The organism is Gorillibacterium timonense (genome assembly GCF_001457415.1).
Classification (GTDB): Bacteria; Bacillota; Bacilli; order Paenibacillales; family NBRC-103111; genus Gorillibacterium; species Gorillibacterium timonense.
Map to the genome: position 1 here is coordinate 43296 of NZ_LN881720.1, position 15372 is coordinate 58667.

The window sequence follows — 15372 nt, forward strand, 5'->3', positions numbered from 1 at the left end:
ACCATTCGAAGGCATTCTACCACCATGGCCCTTGGCGGAGCAACATGCGGAATATCCCCCAGTTGGACGAAAGGAGGCTTCCAGTGCGGCCTTATTTCCCTTGACGCGAGGAGTGGAGGAGCACAATTGCTGCTATACTCCTCGAATGATATTTCACTAAAGTATTTCGTAATAGTCGCCTTCTTTTTCCTCTCACTACTCCTCAGAGCCACCACGCACCGTCCCGGATTGGAACTCTCTCCACCAGATGACCAACACGACGAACGTCAGGCCCCCTAATACGAGGAACAAGCTATTGGCAACTTGCAGGTTCGCCACTTCTAGCGGAACATGGCGGGCGACAGAATGGCCTCTTCGAAGCACAAATGCCAATAGAGCAATCACAATGGCAAAGGAGGATACGAGCTGTTCAACCAGATCGTTGAGCACCGAGCCTTCGACCAGACGGTGTTCCGGGAGTGTCCCCATACCCGCCGTTGTGGCCGGAATGCACGAAAGCCCAAAGCCTGCACCCCGAACAGCCAAGAGCAAGGCAATATACCAGAGAGGCGATTCTGCGGATAACCATCCGAGCAGCAAGGTTGTAATTCCAACGATGAACAGTCCCGCTGCAACCACGTTCTTGGCTCCATTGCGATCCAGAATTTTCCCGCCGACGATCATGAAGATTCCGGTCATTAGAGCATCCGGGATAAACATTAATCCGGTAACGGTAGCGCTATAGTGGTATACATCCTGGAGCACAAGCGGGATGAGAAAGAACGACATGTAATATCCGACGGCCCCTAAGGTAGTCACGATAGTGCCTGTGCGGAACGGACGAATCTTCAGCAATGATAAGTGTAGCAGAGGATGCTGGATAGCCTGCTGATGGATAACAAACAACACAAGACTAACCAATCCTCCGGCCAACAGCAGCCAGTTAAGAGGACTTAGCGCCTGCTCGAAGGTACCCATTTTGCCAAGCGCATACAGGGTTAATCCGACACCGAGGAAAACCGTAAGGTATCCTTTCTTGTCAAAAGGGCCGGGCTTACCGGTTGCGGATGGTTGAATAAGCCCAATGGCGGCAATAAGCCCAAGAACTCCCGTCGGCAAGTTGGCCAAGAACAACAGCCGTGGGCTTCCAAAATCAACAATCACTCCGCCCAGAGTGGGGCCGACGGTTGGAGCAACCATACTAACAACGCCCCAGATCCCCGTGGCGACTCCTCTTTCTTGGATAGGAACAGCAGCAAAGATCAGTGTAATTGACAAGGGCGTGAGCAGTCCTGCACCAAGACCCTGAAGCCCTCTACTGATGATAAGAACAGGCAAATTCCCCGCGGCAGAGGCGGCGATGGAGCCAATGAGGAACAAGAACAGACCTGCAATGTAGATTTTCTTGGCACCGTACCGTTCGCTTAAGAAGCCGGTGAGCGGCAAGGTTATGCCTACAACTAGAATGTAAATATTGATGATCCAGCTGGCCTGGAATTCATCAATCTGAAATTGTCTGACAAAAAACGGAATAGCTGGATTCAACAAACTGGTATTCAATATGACGGTGAACGTCCCCAGCAAAACAGCCAGCAGGACGGACCATTTATGTGATAGATGCTTCATTATCTTTTTCCTCCAGGTAGGTTGCCCAAGGAAAAAGCAAACGGCTAAGACTGCCGGTTAACCCTATGCTGGAACAATCTTATCCTCTACTTTCTTGCCAAAGGCACCTCGATTAATAAATTCAATGGGGTACACTCTGGCAGACAGATGATGAGCTGGTTCATAGACCGGGTCACCTCCTAATGATTGTTGGTTCGAATCCTATCATAATACCACAGATTGATCAGGTTGAAGACTTCTCCACCGAACCCTTTGTCAAACCGAGCGAACTGCACCTTCCGGGAGTCTAGAAGGGACAAGGTGCGCTCCACACAAGCCGATGGGGAAGAACGGATTCCTTTTGAGAACCGAGCGGATGGGGCAGGGATGGCTATTGCTTACTGGATCGTCCTGTTCGCGGTTGGGAATAATCTGGAAGCGACCGTCGAGTTTACGCTCGACATTGTTCACTAAAGGATTGGAACTCCGTAATAACAAAAAACACCCGAAGCTTTTGCTGTCGGGTGGTTGCCTGATCACAACCGGATCACACGTGGCGCAACACACGGAATTCCCATGCCTTATCTGATCGGCTTATTGCGTCACTGCCGTTTTGCCGATCGGGCTGTTCCTGCTCGAAGCAAAAATAGAATCATGAGAGCGGCAAAACCCGTCAAAAGCCATATCGCTGCATCCGGTTGAATGGCGTCCATACTCCACCCGATTAGCAAGGGGAGCACAGCCCCTCCAATGCCGCCCGAAGCGATGATGATGCTTGTCGTTTGCTTTGTCGTATCCGGGTTCTTGGAATTGGCGTATACGATCGCTATGGCGAAAATGCCCGAAAGGAAAAGTCCAATTAGGAACACGAGGGTAAAGACCATCCATTTCGGATGGAACACGGCAAACCCGATCAGCAAAAGAAGCGCACCCGAAGTGCTGATGAGCAAATAGGTGAAGTAGCTTATCCTTTCGGCGGTCACGCCCGAAAACAGGCGTCCGATAATCATGGAAATCCAAAAGACGGAGACAGCGAGCGCGGCTTGAGAGCTCTCCAGATGAAGACGATGCGCCAATACAGACGGAAGGAAATTGATCACGCTTGTTTCCAATCCAACATATAGAAAGACGTAAATCATCAGGAAGACCAGAGGATAAAGGCGGATCCGTTTCTTACCGGGCAGTGCGGGAACATCGGCATCGCTTTTCTTTTTCGACCCCAAAGCAGCTTCCCTATCAAGGGGCATCCTGCTCCAGAGGATGGCCAGGGCTAGCGCGCATAGCGCGACGATCGCGAACGGCCCCGCTCCGTTGCTGTTCCTCAGAAAGAAGCTGGAGATGAGCGGCATTACGAAAGCTCCGATGCCGAACGATACTTCCAGGCGGCTCATCGTAACAGCCTTCTTGTTGTCCTGTGCCTCCAACAGCATGGTTCCGATCGCCGTTTGGGCCATACCGAATGAAAATCCGTTCAGAGCGGCCGGGATGAACAGAACCGACCAAGACGGCCGGAAAAACAAGACGGTATGCGCGAGAAACAACCCCGCAAAGGAAAGCGAAATCACCCGCCGGTACCCCAACCTGCGAGCCCCGTGCGGCGCAAGCAGCACGCCTCCAAGAAAACCAGCAAACTGGGCAAACACCAAGGATCCGCCACTGCTGAAGGATCGGTTGTATTCCTGAAGCAATTCCGACAGCAAGGTGCCAAAAATGACGGTGGCTAACCCGATTACAAAGTAAGACAAGCCTCCTAATCCGATGATTCTTTTCATCCCATCACCCCCTCGCGGATTGGTTGGAAGAGAAAATCAGGTCGATGGCTTCGGCAACGGAGCTTACAACATATCGTGCTTCTTTTTTTACCTCATCGGGAGCGCCTTCCATCGCAAAGCTGTGCGGGGTAAACGAAAACATGGAGAGGTCATTGTAAGAATCGCCGATGCAGGCGACCTCATCGGGCCGCACGCCCAAATGCTCCGTCAATACGGATAATCCGGCTCCCTTCGAAACGTTGAGAGGCATTACGTCGAGGCAATCTTTGTCGGATATAAATACATTGACGTGACCTTGGAACCGCCGAGTCAATTCGGCTTGCAAAAGACGGAGCCTCTCGATCCCGCCAAAATGGGAAAACTTGCTCGATACCAGTTCCTTGTGCCGAAGAGCCGCTTCCAGATCGCCGCAGACCGTGCCGACAGTCATGATGCGTGCTTCATACGGTAAAGTTCTCTCCGTTCTCTCCTCCAGATAAAAGGAGTCATCGCTGGAATGAACGAAGCTTTCCAAATGGAACTCGCGAGAGACCTGAAGCAATTGCGCCGCGAGTTCCGGCTTGAAGGAGGAGGACGCGAGGAGCGCTCGCTCCTTCGTATGAACGGTCGCGCCATTCTGGCTGATCGAGTGAAAGCGAGCCTCGAACTCGTTCATGACGGTGTTCAATTCGGTGAACATTCGACCCGATGCGAAACAGATTTCACAGCCTTCACGGCTTGCCGTTTCAATCGCCGCTCGGTCTTTGGGGCTTACCCGCCGATGACGATCAAGCAGCGTGCCGTCCAGATCACTTGCAAATAGCTTGATCATAATTCTTCCTCCGATACGATGAGTATTTCGACATTATGTTCGGAGAGGGTATCCAGCATCGCTTGATCCGGCTGACGGTCCGTGATCAACAGATCGATGGAGTCCAGCCCGGAGATCCGGTAAAACATCTGCTCTCCAAATTTGGTGTGATCCGCGAGGACGATCACTTGGCCGGCTCGTTTGATCATCTCGCGCTTCACAACCCCGTCTTCTTCATGCGGGTAGGACAAGCCGCTGGCTGTGATTCCGCATGCGCCGAGGAACAATTTGTCCACTTGATAGTCAGCCAGCTTCGCGATCGTGGATTGCCCATATAGAAATCGATGCTGAGGGTCTAACTCTCCGCCTAACAAATACGTTCGCACGGCTGCCTTTCTCGATAGGACATCCGCAATATCGATCGAATTCGTGACCACCACGACGTTATCAGCGGCGATGTTCTCCGCGGCGAATTGGACGGTGGTCGACGCGTCCATAATGATGTAATCCCCGTTATCGACGAGCGAGGCGGCAAAGGCTCCGATCTTGTGCTTTTCGTCGGATTCCCGGATGAGCCGTTCCTTGTACTCGTATACCTCTTTTGTCTTCTTGGGCAGGATGGCTCCGCCATGGGTTCGGAGGATCAGTCCCAGCTCTTCCATCTTCAATAGATCACGGCGGGCCGTGTCCCGGGATACGCCGAATTGTTGGCAAATCTCCTGTATGCCCACTCGTTCATGCTGTTTCAAATGCTCGACAATCGCGTTCATGCGCTCTTCCTGATACATGAGATCTCTTCACCTCTCCTAAATGGATTGATGCAAATGTGCAAATGTGCTGAATCGATATAAGTCATTGTACATCATTTTTTAAGTGATTGAAAGCCAAATTGAATGTATCTAAAAGTTAATGATCGATAAAGATGCAGAAATGGGCGTAAACGCAGCTGCGAGTTTAAGGCGCAAGAGGCTTTTACTGAAGGAAGCGAGGGCTGCCCTTCGAGCGGCTCGCAGGGCAACCGGGAAGAAACAGGGAAAGGACTTGACACTGTTCATAAAATGATTAAACTGTGTATATAGTCATATTAACAGTTGGTTGACGAGGTGAGGGTTTGTACATCATTTTATCCAACAGCGATCCGCTTCCGCTCTATGAGCAGATCAAGAAGCAGATTACCGAGCAGATTGTGAACGGCAAGCTGCTTCCGGAGGACCCGCTGCCTTCGATCCGGGCGCTCGCCAAGGAGCTAGAGATCAGCGTCATCACCGTGAAGAAGGCTTATGACGACCTGGAGGCGGAGGGCTTTATCGTCACTCGACAGGGCAAAGGATCCGTCGTCGCGCAGGCGGGAGCCGCATTCGTCCGGGAGGCGAAGCTGAAGGCGATGCAGGATCGATTGGAAGAGGCGATTGCAAAAGGCCGGGAGCTGAGCATGAGCGACGAGGATATCCTGCGCACGCTGGAGCTGTTACTCAAAGAGCTGTAGAGGAGGAACCACGATGGCAAGCGAATATGCCCTGGAAGTGGAGGGGCTGAACAAGCATTTCGACCGGTTTCAATTGAAGGACGTCACCTTCCGGATCCCGCGCGGATACATCATGGGCTTTGTCGGGCGCAATGGAGCGGGCAAGACCACCACGATCAAATGCATTCTCGACCTGATCAAGGGGGACAGCGGGCAAATCCGTGTGTTCGGCGAGGATTATGCGCGAGATCCGATTGGAATTCGGGACCGGATCGGCTATGTCAGCGAGGAAGCCCATTTTTATGAGGAAATGACGGTCGCGTGGACCGGGAAGTTTGTCGGCAAGTTTTACTCGCGCTTCGATGATGGCGACTTCACCCAGTGGTTGCGGCGCTTTCAGGTGGACCCGGCCAAGAAGGTGAAGGAGCTGTCGCGGGGGATGAAGGTCAAGCTGTCGCTCGCGCTGGCCTTGTCCCATCATCCGGAGCTTCTGCTCCTGGACGAGCCGACATCCGGCCTCGATCCGGTTGTGCGCAGCGAGCTGCTAGAGGTGTTCCTGGAGCTTCTCCAGGACGAGAATTGCACCATCTTCTTCTCCTCGCACATCTCCTCCGACATGGAGAAGATCGCTGATTACATTACACTGATCGACAACGGCCAAGTGCTTCTAAGCGATGAGAAGCACAAGCTGCTCGACGAGTGGACGATCGTCAAGGCGGATAACCGGTTCCGCAGCCCGGAGCTCGATGCGCTGCTGACAGGCGTGAAAGCTGGTGAATTCGGATACAGCGGGATCGTGAAGGATGTGTCCGATTTCCGACGGCGCTTCGCCGCCCGGTATCCCGGGGCCGACTACAAGACGGATCGGCTTACGCTCGACGAGCTGCTGCTGCGAATGACGAGGGAGGAGGGTGTCGTATGCTAGCGCTCATTTCGAAGGATTTTGCCGTGCAGAAGCGATCTCTCCTACTATTCCTCATGATCGGACTCATCATCTTCTTCAGCTTTGGCCTGATGGAGGATGCGGGGATGATGACCCTCATCTTCCCGGTGTTTGTTGTCGGGTACAGCTTCGTCAACCGCTCGCTCTATGAGGATGAACGCAATCACTCGCTCCGGCTGCTTCTCGCGTTTCCGTTAGCCCGCAAGCAGCTCGTTCGCGCCAAGTATGCAAGCGTCGCGTTGTTCTTTCTGGCGCTCATCCTCCTGTTTTGGCTGATCGGCGGGTTTATGGGCCTGAACGATGTCGCAGGGGAGCCGGGTCTCTCGTTCCTCGTGCTGAGCGGTACGATCTTCGGCTTTGTCCTGCTCGTCTCCATTTACTTGCCCATCGCCTATAAAGTGGGGATGATCCGGGCGCAGACCGTTCAACGGTTTCTCTTTATCGGGCTCTTTGCATTGGGGACATCCGCCGGCGCTGTGTTCACCCGGCTTGGCAAAGAAACCGGCGGTCCGCCGCCCTGGCTGAACGATCTGCTGGAGCAAGCCGCGAAGCTGAACGTTTCCGTGTACAGCCTGGTGCTCCTCGCGCTATCCGTGGTTCTCTATCTAGCCTCCATGAGCCTGTCCATCCGGTTCTTCGAGCGCCGGGAGCTCTTCTGATCAATTGCATCACGGTGAAGAAGGACGTTGCTCAGCTCCATCAAAAAAAGCTTCTCTTCCCCCTTATGTCGGGCGGGAGGAGAAGCTTCTTCGCATTGATCCACTGGATTAGCGGATCAGAAAGGCCTGTTCGATGGATTCGGGCCGGGAGGGGCGGCCGATCAGGTAGCCCTGCCCTTCGTGACAGTTGTTCGCTTTCAGGAAATCGAGCTGTTCCCTCGTTTCGACCCCTTCGGCAATGACCTTCAGGTTCAGGCTTTTGGCGAGCGTGATGATGGTCGTGACGATCTCGGAGTCCGCATGATCGGTGTAAATGTTCCGAATGAAGGACTTGTCGATCTTGAGCGCGTCGATGGGCAGCCGGTTCAAATAGCTGAGGGAGGAATAGCCGGTGCCGAAATCATCGATGGAGATGTAGATGCCCATGTTCTTCAAATGCTCCAGAATCCGTACGGTATGCTCTCCCTGCTTCATGATCGTCTCGGTGATTTCCAGCTCCAATTGGGAGGCGGACAACTGTTCCTCCTCCAACACCCGCTCTACGAGCGCCGGTAAGCCGGGGTCCTGCAGCTGCTTCACGGAGAGATTGACAGCGAGCCGTTCTCCCGGATTGCCCGTGCTGAGCCACTTGCGGAATTGGCGGCAGCCGGTGCGAAGCACCCATTCGCCCAGCGGGATGATGAGCCCGCTCTCTTCGGCAACCGGTATGAATTCATCCGGCGATATGGGACCCCACTCCGGGTGATCCCAACGCAGCAGCGCCTCAAAGCCCGTGAGCTCTCCGGTCAATAGATCGATCTTCGGCTGATACTCCAACCGAAGGCTGTCCGTTTCCAAGGCGCTGCGAAGTCCTTTGTCAATCTCGACCTTGCGGAGCACCTTCTCGGTCATATCGGCAGAGAAGAAACGGAAATGGTTCTTCTCATGGGTTTTCACATGGTACATGGCCGTATCGGCGCATTTGATCAAAGACTCGGCATCCTGTGCGTCCTGCGGGTACATGCTGATGCCGATGCTGGGGCTGGTGAAGCATTCGCGTTCGCCGAGCTTGTACTTGCGGCCGAGTGACTGCTTGATGTAGAGGGCGAAATCTCCCGCTTCCTTCAAGGTGACGCCGTTCAGAATCACCGTGAACTCGTCGCCGGCAAGCCGGGAGACCGTATCCTGCTCCCGCACGCACTCCTTCAACCGGCGGGCGACCTCGATCAGCAGCAGATCGCCTATTTCGTGGCCGAGGGAATCGTTGATCAGCTTGAAATGGTCGAGGTCGATAAACAAAAGCGCAAGCGAGGCTCCTTTGGGCTGCATGTGCAGGCATTCCGCGAGCCGATCGTGGAACAAGCGGCGGTTTGGTAAGCCGGTAAGCGAATCGTGAAAGGCGTAGTGGCGGATTCGTTCCTCTTGAAGCCGGCGTTCCTGAATATCGCGGAAAACGAGAACAACGCCGGTGATGGCTCCGCTCTCGTCATAGATGGGAGAAGCGCTGTCGTCGATCGGAAGCTCCGTTCCATCTCGGCGCAGCAGGCTGGTATCCGGGGGCATATCCACGGAGGCTCCCACCTCGATAGCCCGATAGATCGGATTGAGAACCGGTTCGCGGCTTGTTTCGTGAAAGATCGGCATGACGGTCTCAATCTTTTGCCCGATGGCTTCGTGCAGGCTCCAGCCGGTCAGCTTTGCGGCTACGGGATTGAGGTAGCGGACCTCTCCCGCCGCATTCGTGGAAATGACGCCGTCCCCGATGCTGTCGAGGGTGATGGACAGCCTGTTGCGGCTGTCCCGCAATTCTTGCTCCTGCCGTTTGAGCTCTCTCGCATTGGAATAAGAGCGCAGCTGATTGTCCGCGAAGATGAAGCTGAGCAGGCTCACCGGAATGAGAATCAAGCAGTAGAGGACCGTGGACCTCACCGCAAGCCGAGTATCCGGAATGACCACCATCAGGACGATGCTCGACAAAACAAGCGTACACAGATTAAACCGGAACCACTGGGCGCGGGGAGAACCCCCGAGCTTCCGAATGAGGCTGCAGCCGAGGGCGCATAACAGAAGATTGATCACAGCGATCTCAGAGGCAAACGACAGCCCGAACAAGGTTACCCGAGCGGTACCGATGAGGAGAGCGGACAGGACAGCGGCGAAAGGCCCGCAGAAGAAGGCGGCGAGCATGATCGGAATCATGCGAAAATCCATAATGACATGGTCCGTCACCGCGACGGTAAACAACATCAGGAGGACGCCGAGAAGCCCGTAGGTGAGCCCGTGAATGACGTTTTTCCATCGGGAGAGACGGCTGCCGTGGAACCGGTCCGTTAGCTGGTAGAAGAAAAAAAGAAAGGCGATTAACAACGAACCGTTGATGATTAATTCTTTACCCATTCGTGCACCTGCTTTACATCCGATGTCAACGTATTCGACAGGTTTCCCCATTTTCCCTGTATAGACCTGTAAAAATAATTAAGCGGCAAGCGGCGGCAGCTAGCCGAAGAGAGGCGATGGAGGTTGACGGACTTCAAGCGGCGGTCAAGCGAAAGAAGAAGAAAAATGAAACAAAATATATTTTGACAGTAACTATCAAAAGGAATAGTATATCATTTATGTAGTTCATCTTATTATTCGAGGGTGATTGAAAATGGTAACTTTGGAGAAGTCCCGATGGTGGATCCTCTTCTCGCTCGCGTTGGGGTTGTTGGCTGTTGGTCTGGATATGACGGTACTCAATGTGGCTCTGCCGACCCTGGCAATGGATCTGCAAGCCTCAACCAGTGAATTGCAGTGGATTTTGGACTCTTACAACCTCGTTCTGGCCGCTATGCTGCTGCCTGCCGGGATGCTTGGCGACCGGTATGGGCGCAAAAAGCTGCTGCTCGCTTCACTGTTCCTGTTCGGGGGAGCATCGGCTGCCTGCGCATTCTCGGATACTCCTGCCATGCTGATCGGGATGCGAAGCTTGCTTGGTCTCGGTGCGGCCTTCCTCATGCCGCTCTCCATCTCGGTTCTTCCCGTGCTGTTCAAGGGCGCGGATCGAACGAAAGCGATGATGGTTTGGATGACGGTGAACATGCTGGGCATTCCGCTCGGTCCCATCGTCGGCGGATGGCTTCTGAACCAGTACAACTGGGGCTCCGTCTTCCTGATTAACCTTCCGCTGATCGCCATCGCCCTGATCGCCGTAGGCCTGCTAATGCCCGAATCGCACAGTCCGGAACGGCTGCGGCTCGATATTCCAGGGGTGCTCGGCTCAAGCGCCGGCCTTGTCGGCATTACCTATGGAGTCATCCGGGTGGGGGAATATGGTTGGGACGATAGAAGTGGACTTCTTGTCATGGCTGCCGGGGTGCTTATTCTCATCCTCTTTGTGATCGGGGAGCGCAGGGTCCGTCATCCGCTGATCGACTTGTCCCTGTTTCGCTCTTCTAGCTTCACCTGGGGGACACTGCTTGCTACCTGCGTCTCCTTCGCGATGTTCGGGCTGCTCTTCGCGATGCCGCAATATTTCCAGGCGGTAAATGGCGCTGATGCGTTCGGCACCGGCCTCAGGCTGCTTCCGATGATCGGGGGAATGATGGTGGGAGCCAAAGTTTCCGAAGCGATCATCAAAAAGTTCGGGGCGCGAATCGTCGTCTCCTTCGGTTTCGCCGTTATCGCCGGGAGCCTGTTCTTGGGCACGGTCACCGGCCCCGAGAGCGGCTATGCCTTTGTCGCCGTCTGGATCAGCTTGTTCGGTGTCGGTTTGGGCTTTGCGCTGCCCACATCCATGGATTTGGCCATCGGCGAGCTTTCCGCAGAACGCGGCGGAGTTGGCTCCGCGCTGATCATGGCGCTGCGGCAGGTGGGCGGAGCCATCGGCGTGGCGGTTCTCGGATCTGCTCTTAATTCGGCTTACCAGAGCCGCCTGGAGCTCGACGGCCTTCCCGGCCAGACCGCCAATGCGATCAAGAAAAGTGTGTCCACCGGGGCGGCTACCGCCCGCCAAATGGGCTTGCCGGACCTGCTTGCGATGGTGAAGTCCGCTTATATCCACGGAATGAGCCTGATGCTGTGGATTTGCGGAGGCATTGCGGCGATCAGCTTCGTGTTGGCAGTTCTGTTCCTGCCCCGCCGCGCCGCAGGTGAAACTAAGGCTCAAGGCGAATCCGATTTGCGCGCCTGAACGCACCGACCAGGGACTGTCCCTCCCGCCGAAAAAAAGGTACACTGAAGAAAACCCGTAGGAACGGGTCTTCGACAGGTTTATGGAGGGATCGCTGTGCCTGATGGAAACCAGTCCAAGATCGGACTGCGTGAGCGCAAAAAAATGAAGACGAAAGCGACGATTCAGCGAAACGCCCTGCGACTGTTCCGTGAGCAGGGCTATCAAGCCACGACGGTGGAGCAGATCGCGGAGGTGTCGGAGATATCGCCGAGTACGTTCTTCCGCTATTTCGCGACGAAGGAAGCCGTCGTTCTGGAAGACGATTTCGATCCGCTGCTGATTGAGACCTACTGTAAGCAGCCGCGTGAATTAAGCCCGATTGAGGCGTTTCGTAAAGCGCTGCGTGAAGGGTTCTCGCAGATTCCGGAAGAGGAACGCATCGAGCTGTGGGATCGGATTTCCCTGTCCATGTCCATTCCCGAGTTGCGAGCGTCTATGCTTCAACAAGTGACCGACGCCGCGGATTTGATCGCGACGATTATTGGGGAGCGGCAAGGCTGCGATGCCGCCGATTTGAAGGTTCGCACGCTGGCCGGGGCCTTTGTCAGCGTGTTGCTCTCCGCGCAGGCCCACTACTTGCAGCATCCCGAAAGAGAGTTTGTTGATATAGCAGACGAAGCGCTGGCGTTGATGGAAGCGGGCTTCCCGCTGTAACGGTCTGCCCTCCGCATGGGCCACGCATACAAAAACGAGACGGTTCCCCGTCGTGGTTGTCCACGACGGGGCCGTCTCGTTTGGCATTAAGGGGTGGGAACCCGTTCCAGCGGCGGGGAACGCCGAAGCGAAAAACGCCGCCGGTATTCGGAGGCCGCGAACAGAATGACGAGCGGCATGAGCGGAAGCGCATAACGGGAATGCGGCAGATAGATCATATGCAGCAGCGAAAAATAGCCGAGCAGGGTGATGATGGACAAGGCGATCCCTTGCTTGCGGTTTCGCCAGAGCCCGATAAAGCCGGGGATGAGCAGCAGATAGTGAGCGACGACGGCAGCGGCGAGCGGGATGCCGGGAAGGGGCAGCCAGTAGAAGACGTCTCCCCAGAAGAGCAGGAATTTCCCGATCGTATACCAGCTGGCGTAGACCCAGAACCGGTTGGAGAAGCCGTCCTTCAGCCGCTCTATCGCATGCTGCGTATCTTGCTCGTCGTTCACCCAGAGGTTATCGGTGCTATGCCAGGTACGCTGCTCGTCGAGGAAGAGCGCCGGGACGGTCCACGGATAGGTGCCGAGCAAGAGAGGATTTCCGGACGATTTGGTGAGCGGGATGTATTCGCCGCCCGAGACACGTTCGTTGCGCGCCCACCAGGGGGCGAGGCAGAGCGTGAAGACGAGGGCCGAGACGATCCCGCAGCGAAGCAAGCGTCGGAAGGGAATGCGCTTGCGAAAGGCGAGCAGCAGGAAAAACACCCCCGGCCAGAGTGCCACAGTAGGGCGGATATAGACGGCCGCCGCCCAGGCGAGACCGAAGAGGAGGGCGCTGCCGAGCGTAGGCCGCTCTTCGGCACGAAGCGCGATCCGGAATAGCAGGAAGAGGGCAAGGATAAACAGAGACTCCGTAAAGACGAAGTTCGAGATCAGCCATAACGGTGGATAGAGGCTGCACAGGATTACCGCGAGCAGGGCGGTCCGCTCGTCGAACAAGCGGCAGCCGATCCGGTAGAGCAGCCAGAGCGCCGCCGTGATCATGACGGCCTGCAGGATGCGCACGGCCTGAGCCGCTTCCGGACCGGTGCCCGTCACCTGCATGACGAGGGCAAGGAAGCCGGGATAAGCCGGAGTAATGAATGCGGTTGGACGGCTCGGATCATTGTAGGTAAGGGTACCCTGCTCCAGCAGGATGCGGGCGGAACGCAGATATTCCTGGTCATCCGAGTGGTAGTCGAAGCGGGCTCCTGCGACCAGAACCAGAATGACCTTTAACGCAAGAGTCAAGGCGAGCACCCAAAGACAGATCCGTTTCGGATTGCGGGAGCGGGTGGCCATGCGTCTACCCGTTCCCTTTCAGCTTCTTCCACTCCGGGAGCACGATTCCGACAAGGATGATGATCACGCCGAGCCACTGAAGCAAGGTCACCGTTTCGCGCAGCACAAAAGCGGACATCAGGACGGCGGTCGGGAGCTCGGCAGCGCTCAGGATGGAGGCGAGGGTGCCGCCTGTACCGGGAACGCCGATGGCATAAAAGAGCGTCGGAATGACCGCTCCGAAAAGAGCGAGCAGGAGCGCCCACAAGAGAAGTCCGCTGAGAAGCGAGCCGTTCGTCAGGAATGCAGGCGGATAGACCGCAAGGGTGAGCAGAAGCGAGCCCAGGCTCATCACGAGGCTACGCTTGAGAGGAGCTCCCTTCGGCGCTACCCGGCCGCTCAGCAGGATGAAGAGGGCGTACGTGACGGCGGAACCGAGGCTGAGCAGGATGCCGACCAGCTTCACCTGTCCGATTCCGCCGCCAAGCACTCCTCCGGCAAGCAGCGTTCCGGCAAACAGGACGGCGATGGCCGCCCATTCGATTCCGGAGGGGAGCCTGCGGAGCAGAAGGGCATCCACCAGAACCCCGATCCAGGAAAATTGAAACAGGAGCACGATGGCGAGCGAGGCGGGAATGGACTGCAGCGCTCCGTAATAGAGCATTCCCGTTGAGGCCATGAGCAGGCCGACGCCGAGCAGTCCCAGATAGTCTTTGCCTTGAAGAGGGGCGCCTTGGCTGAGGCGCCCGAAGGCCGAAGAGGGGCGTCCGGACTTCGCCAGCTTCGTAAAGAAGCGGGAGGCAAGAAAAACGAGAGCCATCAGAAGGAAGCCAATAAAGTTTTGGCCCCCGACGACCTCGTCGACGGTGAATCCTTGATCATATGCGAATACCACGAAGGTGGATAGAACCCCATAGCTGCAAGCTCCGGCAAGAATCAGCCATTTCGATTTCATAGGTGGTTGTCACTTCCTTTCTTACTCAATCGGATGCTCAGGCGGTTCCTCCGCCGTTTTTTTGCGCCGCAATTCACGGAAAAAGTCCGTCAATTGGGCTGCGCATTCCTGTTGAAGGATGGAGGGAACGACCTCGGTCCGGTGGTTGAACCGCGATTCCTGCAGCAGGTTCATCAGGGTACCGGCGCAGCCAGCCTTCGGATCCGGTGTGCCGTAGACGACGGTCGGAACCCGCGCCTGAACGATAGCGCCCGCGCACATGGGACAAGGCTCCAGCGTCACATAGAGGGTGCAGTTCAGCAAGCGCCAGGCTCCCAGAGCCTCGCTCGCTTCGCGGATGGCGATCATCTCGGCATGCGCGGTCGGGTCTGCTGAAGTCTCCCGCAGGTTATGGCCGCGTCCGATGATCTCTCCGTCGCACACGATGACCGCGCCGATGGGAACTTCGCCGATTGCGCGGGCTTTATCCGCTTCGCGCAGCGCTTCCTCCATCCAAAAGGTATGACTGGCATTGGTTTCGGGCATAGGATTCTCCGTTTCTACGGAATAAAAAACGAACATTTATTCGTTGTTAACATGTTGTGGATAATTCTGTGGATAACTTCTCAAATCGGTGGACAACTCCACCTATTTTACTTGGCTTCGCTTGCCTTGGCAAACCTCCCTCCCGCAAGCGGCAGCCGACTTCCCATTGCAGCCAAAAGATATACAAAATAAGCGAACGTAAGTTTGCATATTTTCGCAAAATAGGAGTATAATAAGGGAACAAGAGTTCTTGTTTTGGGCGGATAGCAGGCGGGATGTTCATGAGAGAAACGCGGGATGAGGGAGGAATTCCAAATGCCGGCCACCTTTGAAAGGTATGTGGGGCATACGGTGGATATTATCTATTTGGACCGGGATAACCAGCTGACCCAGAGGAGGATCAGCGTTCTTGCCGCTGATCCGGACGGGATGACGGCTTATTGTTGGAAGCGACATGCGCCCCGGCTGTTCAAGAACGAGAACGTGCTCGCTGTCATGCCGGTCAAGCGGCGAATTGGCTGAAGGC

General features: G+C 55.5%; 15 protein-coding genes. 7 read left to right on the forward strand and 8 right to left on the reverse strand.

Features of this window, described 5'->3' with window-relative positions:
* Nucleotides 1-195: 195 nt before the first annotated feature.
* Nucleotides 196-1605 carry a DHA2 family efflux MFS transporter permease subunit gene (locus BN2684_RS00750; protein ID WP_058300274.1) on the reverse strand — a complete coding sequence of 470 codons (1410 nt, stop codon included), beginning with the start codon at nucleotides 1603-1605 and terminating at the stop codon, nucleotides 196-198.
* A gap of 300 nt (nucleotides 1606-1905) precedes the next feature.
* Here BN2684_RS00750 and BN2684_RS24385 point away from each other — a divergent pair, with 300 nt between their 5' ends.
* Nucleotides 1906-2058, forward strand: coding sequence for a hypothetical protein (locus BN2684_RS24385; RefSeq protein WP_159065744.1), 153 nt, complete (start codon nucleotides 1906-1908; stop codon nucleotides 2056-2058).
* A 128-nt stretch (nucleotides 2059-2186) separates the two neighbouring features.
* Here BN2684_RS24385 and BN2684_RS00755 read toward each other — a convergent pair whose 3' ends face one another.
* The 3 genes from BN2684_RS00755 to BN2684_RS00765 are packed head-to-tail and all read right to left on the reverse strand — an operon-like array spanning nucleotide 2187 to nucleotide 4934.
* Nucleotides 2187-3356, reverse strand: a complete 1170-nt coding sequence (locus BN2684_RS00755; RefSeq protein ID WP_058300275.1) for an MFS transporter — start codon at nucleotides 3354-3356, stop codon at nucleotides 2187-2189.
* A gap of 4 nt (nucleotides 3357-3360) precedes the next feature.
* Complete coding sequence (locus BN2684_RS00760) at nucleotides 3361-4167, reverse strand: Cof-type HAD-IIB family hydrolase (RefSeq protein WP_058300276.1); 807 nt, start codon at nucleotides 4165-4167, stop codon at nucleotides 3361-3363.
* On the reverse strand, nucleotides 4164-4934 hold the full coding sequence (locus tag BN2684_RS00765; RefSeq protein WP_058300277.1) for a DeoR/GlpR family DNA-binding transcription regulator: 771 nt from the start codon (nucleotides 4932-4934) through the stop codon (nucleotides 4164-4166). The genes BN2684_RS00760 and BN2684_RS00765 overlap by 4 nt, the downstream gene beginning before the upstream one ends.
* A 323-nt stretch (nucleotides 4935-5257) precedes the next feature.
* On the opposite strand from BN2684_RS00765, the gene BN2684_RS00770 reads away from it, so the two are divergent.
* The 3 genes from BN2684_RS00770 to BN2684_RS00780 are packed head-to-tail and all read left to right on the forward strand — an operon-like array spanning nucleotide 5258 to nucleotide 7213.
* Complete coding sequence (locus tag BN2684_RS00770) at nucleotides 5258-5632, forward strand: GntR family transcriptional regulator (protein WP_058300278.1); 375 nt, start codon at nucleotides 5258-5260, stop codon at nucleotides 5630-5632.
* A gap of 13 nt (nucleotides 5633-5645) precedes the next feature.
* Nucleotides 5646-6536 carry an ABC transporter ATP-binding protein gene (locus BN2684_RS00775; RefSeq protein WP_058300279.1) on the forward strand — a complete coding sequence of 297 codons (891 nt, stop codon included), beginning with the start codon at nucleotides 5646-5648 and terminating at the stop codon, nucleotides 6534-6536.
* Nucleotides 6530-7213, forward strand: coding sequence for an ABC-2 transporter permease (locus BN2684_RS00780; protein WP_058300280.1), 684 nt, complete (start codon nucleotides 6530-6532; stop codon nucleotides 7211-7213). Before BN2684_RS00775 ends, BN2684_RS00780 begins: the two co-directional genes overlap by 7 nt.
* Before the next feature lie 108 nt (nucleotides 7214-7321).
* Here BN2684_RS00780 and BN2684_RS00785 read toward each other — a convergent pair whose 3' ends face one another.
* Nucleotides 7322-9589, reverse strand: coding sequence for a putative bifunctional diguanylate cyclase/phosphodiesterase (locus tag BN2684_RS00785; protein ID WP_058300281.1), 2268 nt, complete (start codon nucleotides 9587-9589; stop codon nucleotides 7322-7324).
* Nucleotides 9590-9842: 253 nt separating this feature from the next.
* Between BN2684_RS00785 and BN2684_RS00790 the strand changes: the two genes are divergently transcribed.
* Nucleotides 9843-11363, forward strand: coding sequence for an MFS transporter (locus BN2684_RS00790; protein WP_058300282.1), 1521 nt, complete (start codon nucleotides 9843-9845; stop codon nucleotides 11361-11363).
* Nucleotides 11364-11459: 96 nt separating this feature from the next.
* Nucleotides 11460-12059, forward strand: coding sequence for an acyl-CoA-like ligand-binding transcription factor (locus BN2684_RS00795; protein WP_234340124.1), 600 nt, complete (start codon nucleotides 11460-11462; stop codon nucleotides 12057-12059).
* Between the two features lie 86 nt (nucleotides 12060-12145).
* Here the strand turns inward: BN2684_RS00795 and BN2684_RS00800 are convergent, their stop codons facing one another.
* The 3 genes from BN2684_RS00800 to tadA are packed head-to-tail and all read right to left on the reverse strand — an operon-like array spanning nucleotide 12146 to nucleotide 14846.
* The gene (locus BN2684_RS00800; RefSeq protein ID WP_058300283.1) at nucleotides 12146-13387 is read right to left on the reverse strand and encodes an ArnT family glycosyltransferase; all 1242 of its coding nucleotides are present in this window, start codon (nucleotides 13385-13387) and stop codon (nucleotides 12146-12148) included.
* Nucleotides 13388-13391: 4 nt separating this feature from the next.
* Nucleotides 13392-14321, reverse strand: a complete 930-nt coding sequence (locus tag BN2684_RS00805; protein WP_058300284.1) for an EamA family transporter — start codon at nucleotides 14319-14321, stop codon at nucleotides 13392-13394.
* A 21-nt stretch (nucleotides 14322-14342) separates the two neighbouring features.
* Entirely contained in the window at nucleotides 14343-14846 is a 504-nt protein-coding gene (gene tadA / locus BN2684_RS00810; RefSeq protein ID WP_108722134.1) for a tRNA adenosine(34) deaminase TadA, read from the reverse strand.
* A 315-nt stretch (nucleotides 14847-15161) separates the two neighbouring features.
* On the opposite strand from tadA, the gene BN2684_RS24120 reads away from it, so the two are divergent.
* Nucleotides 15162-15368: a hypothetical protein gene (locus tag BN2684_RS24120; RefSeq protein ID WP_058300286.1), complete on the forward strand. Its 207-nt coding sequence runs from the start codon at nucleotides 15162-15164 to the stop codon at nucleotides 15366-15368.
* Nucleotides 15369-15372 lie beyond the last annotated feature (4 nt).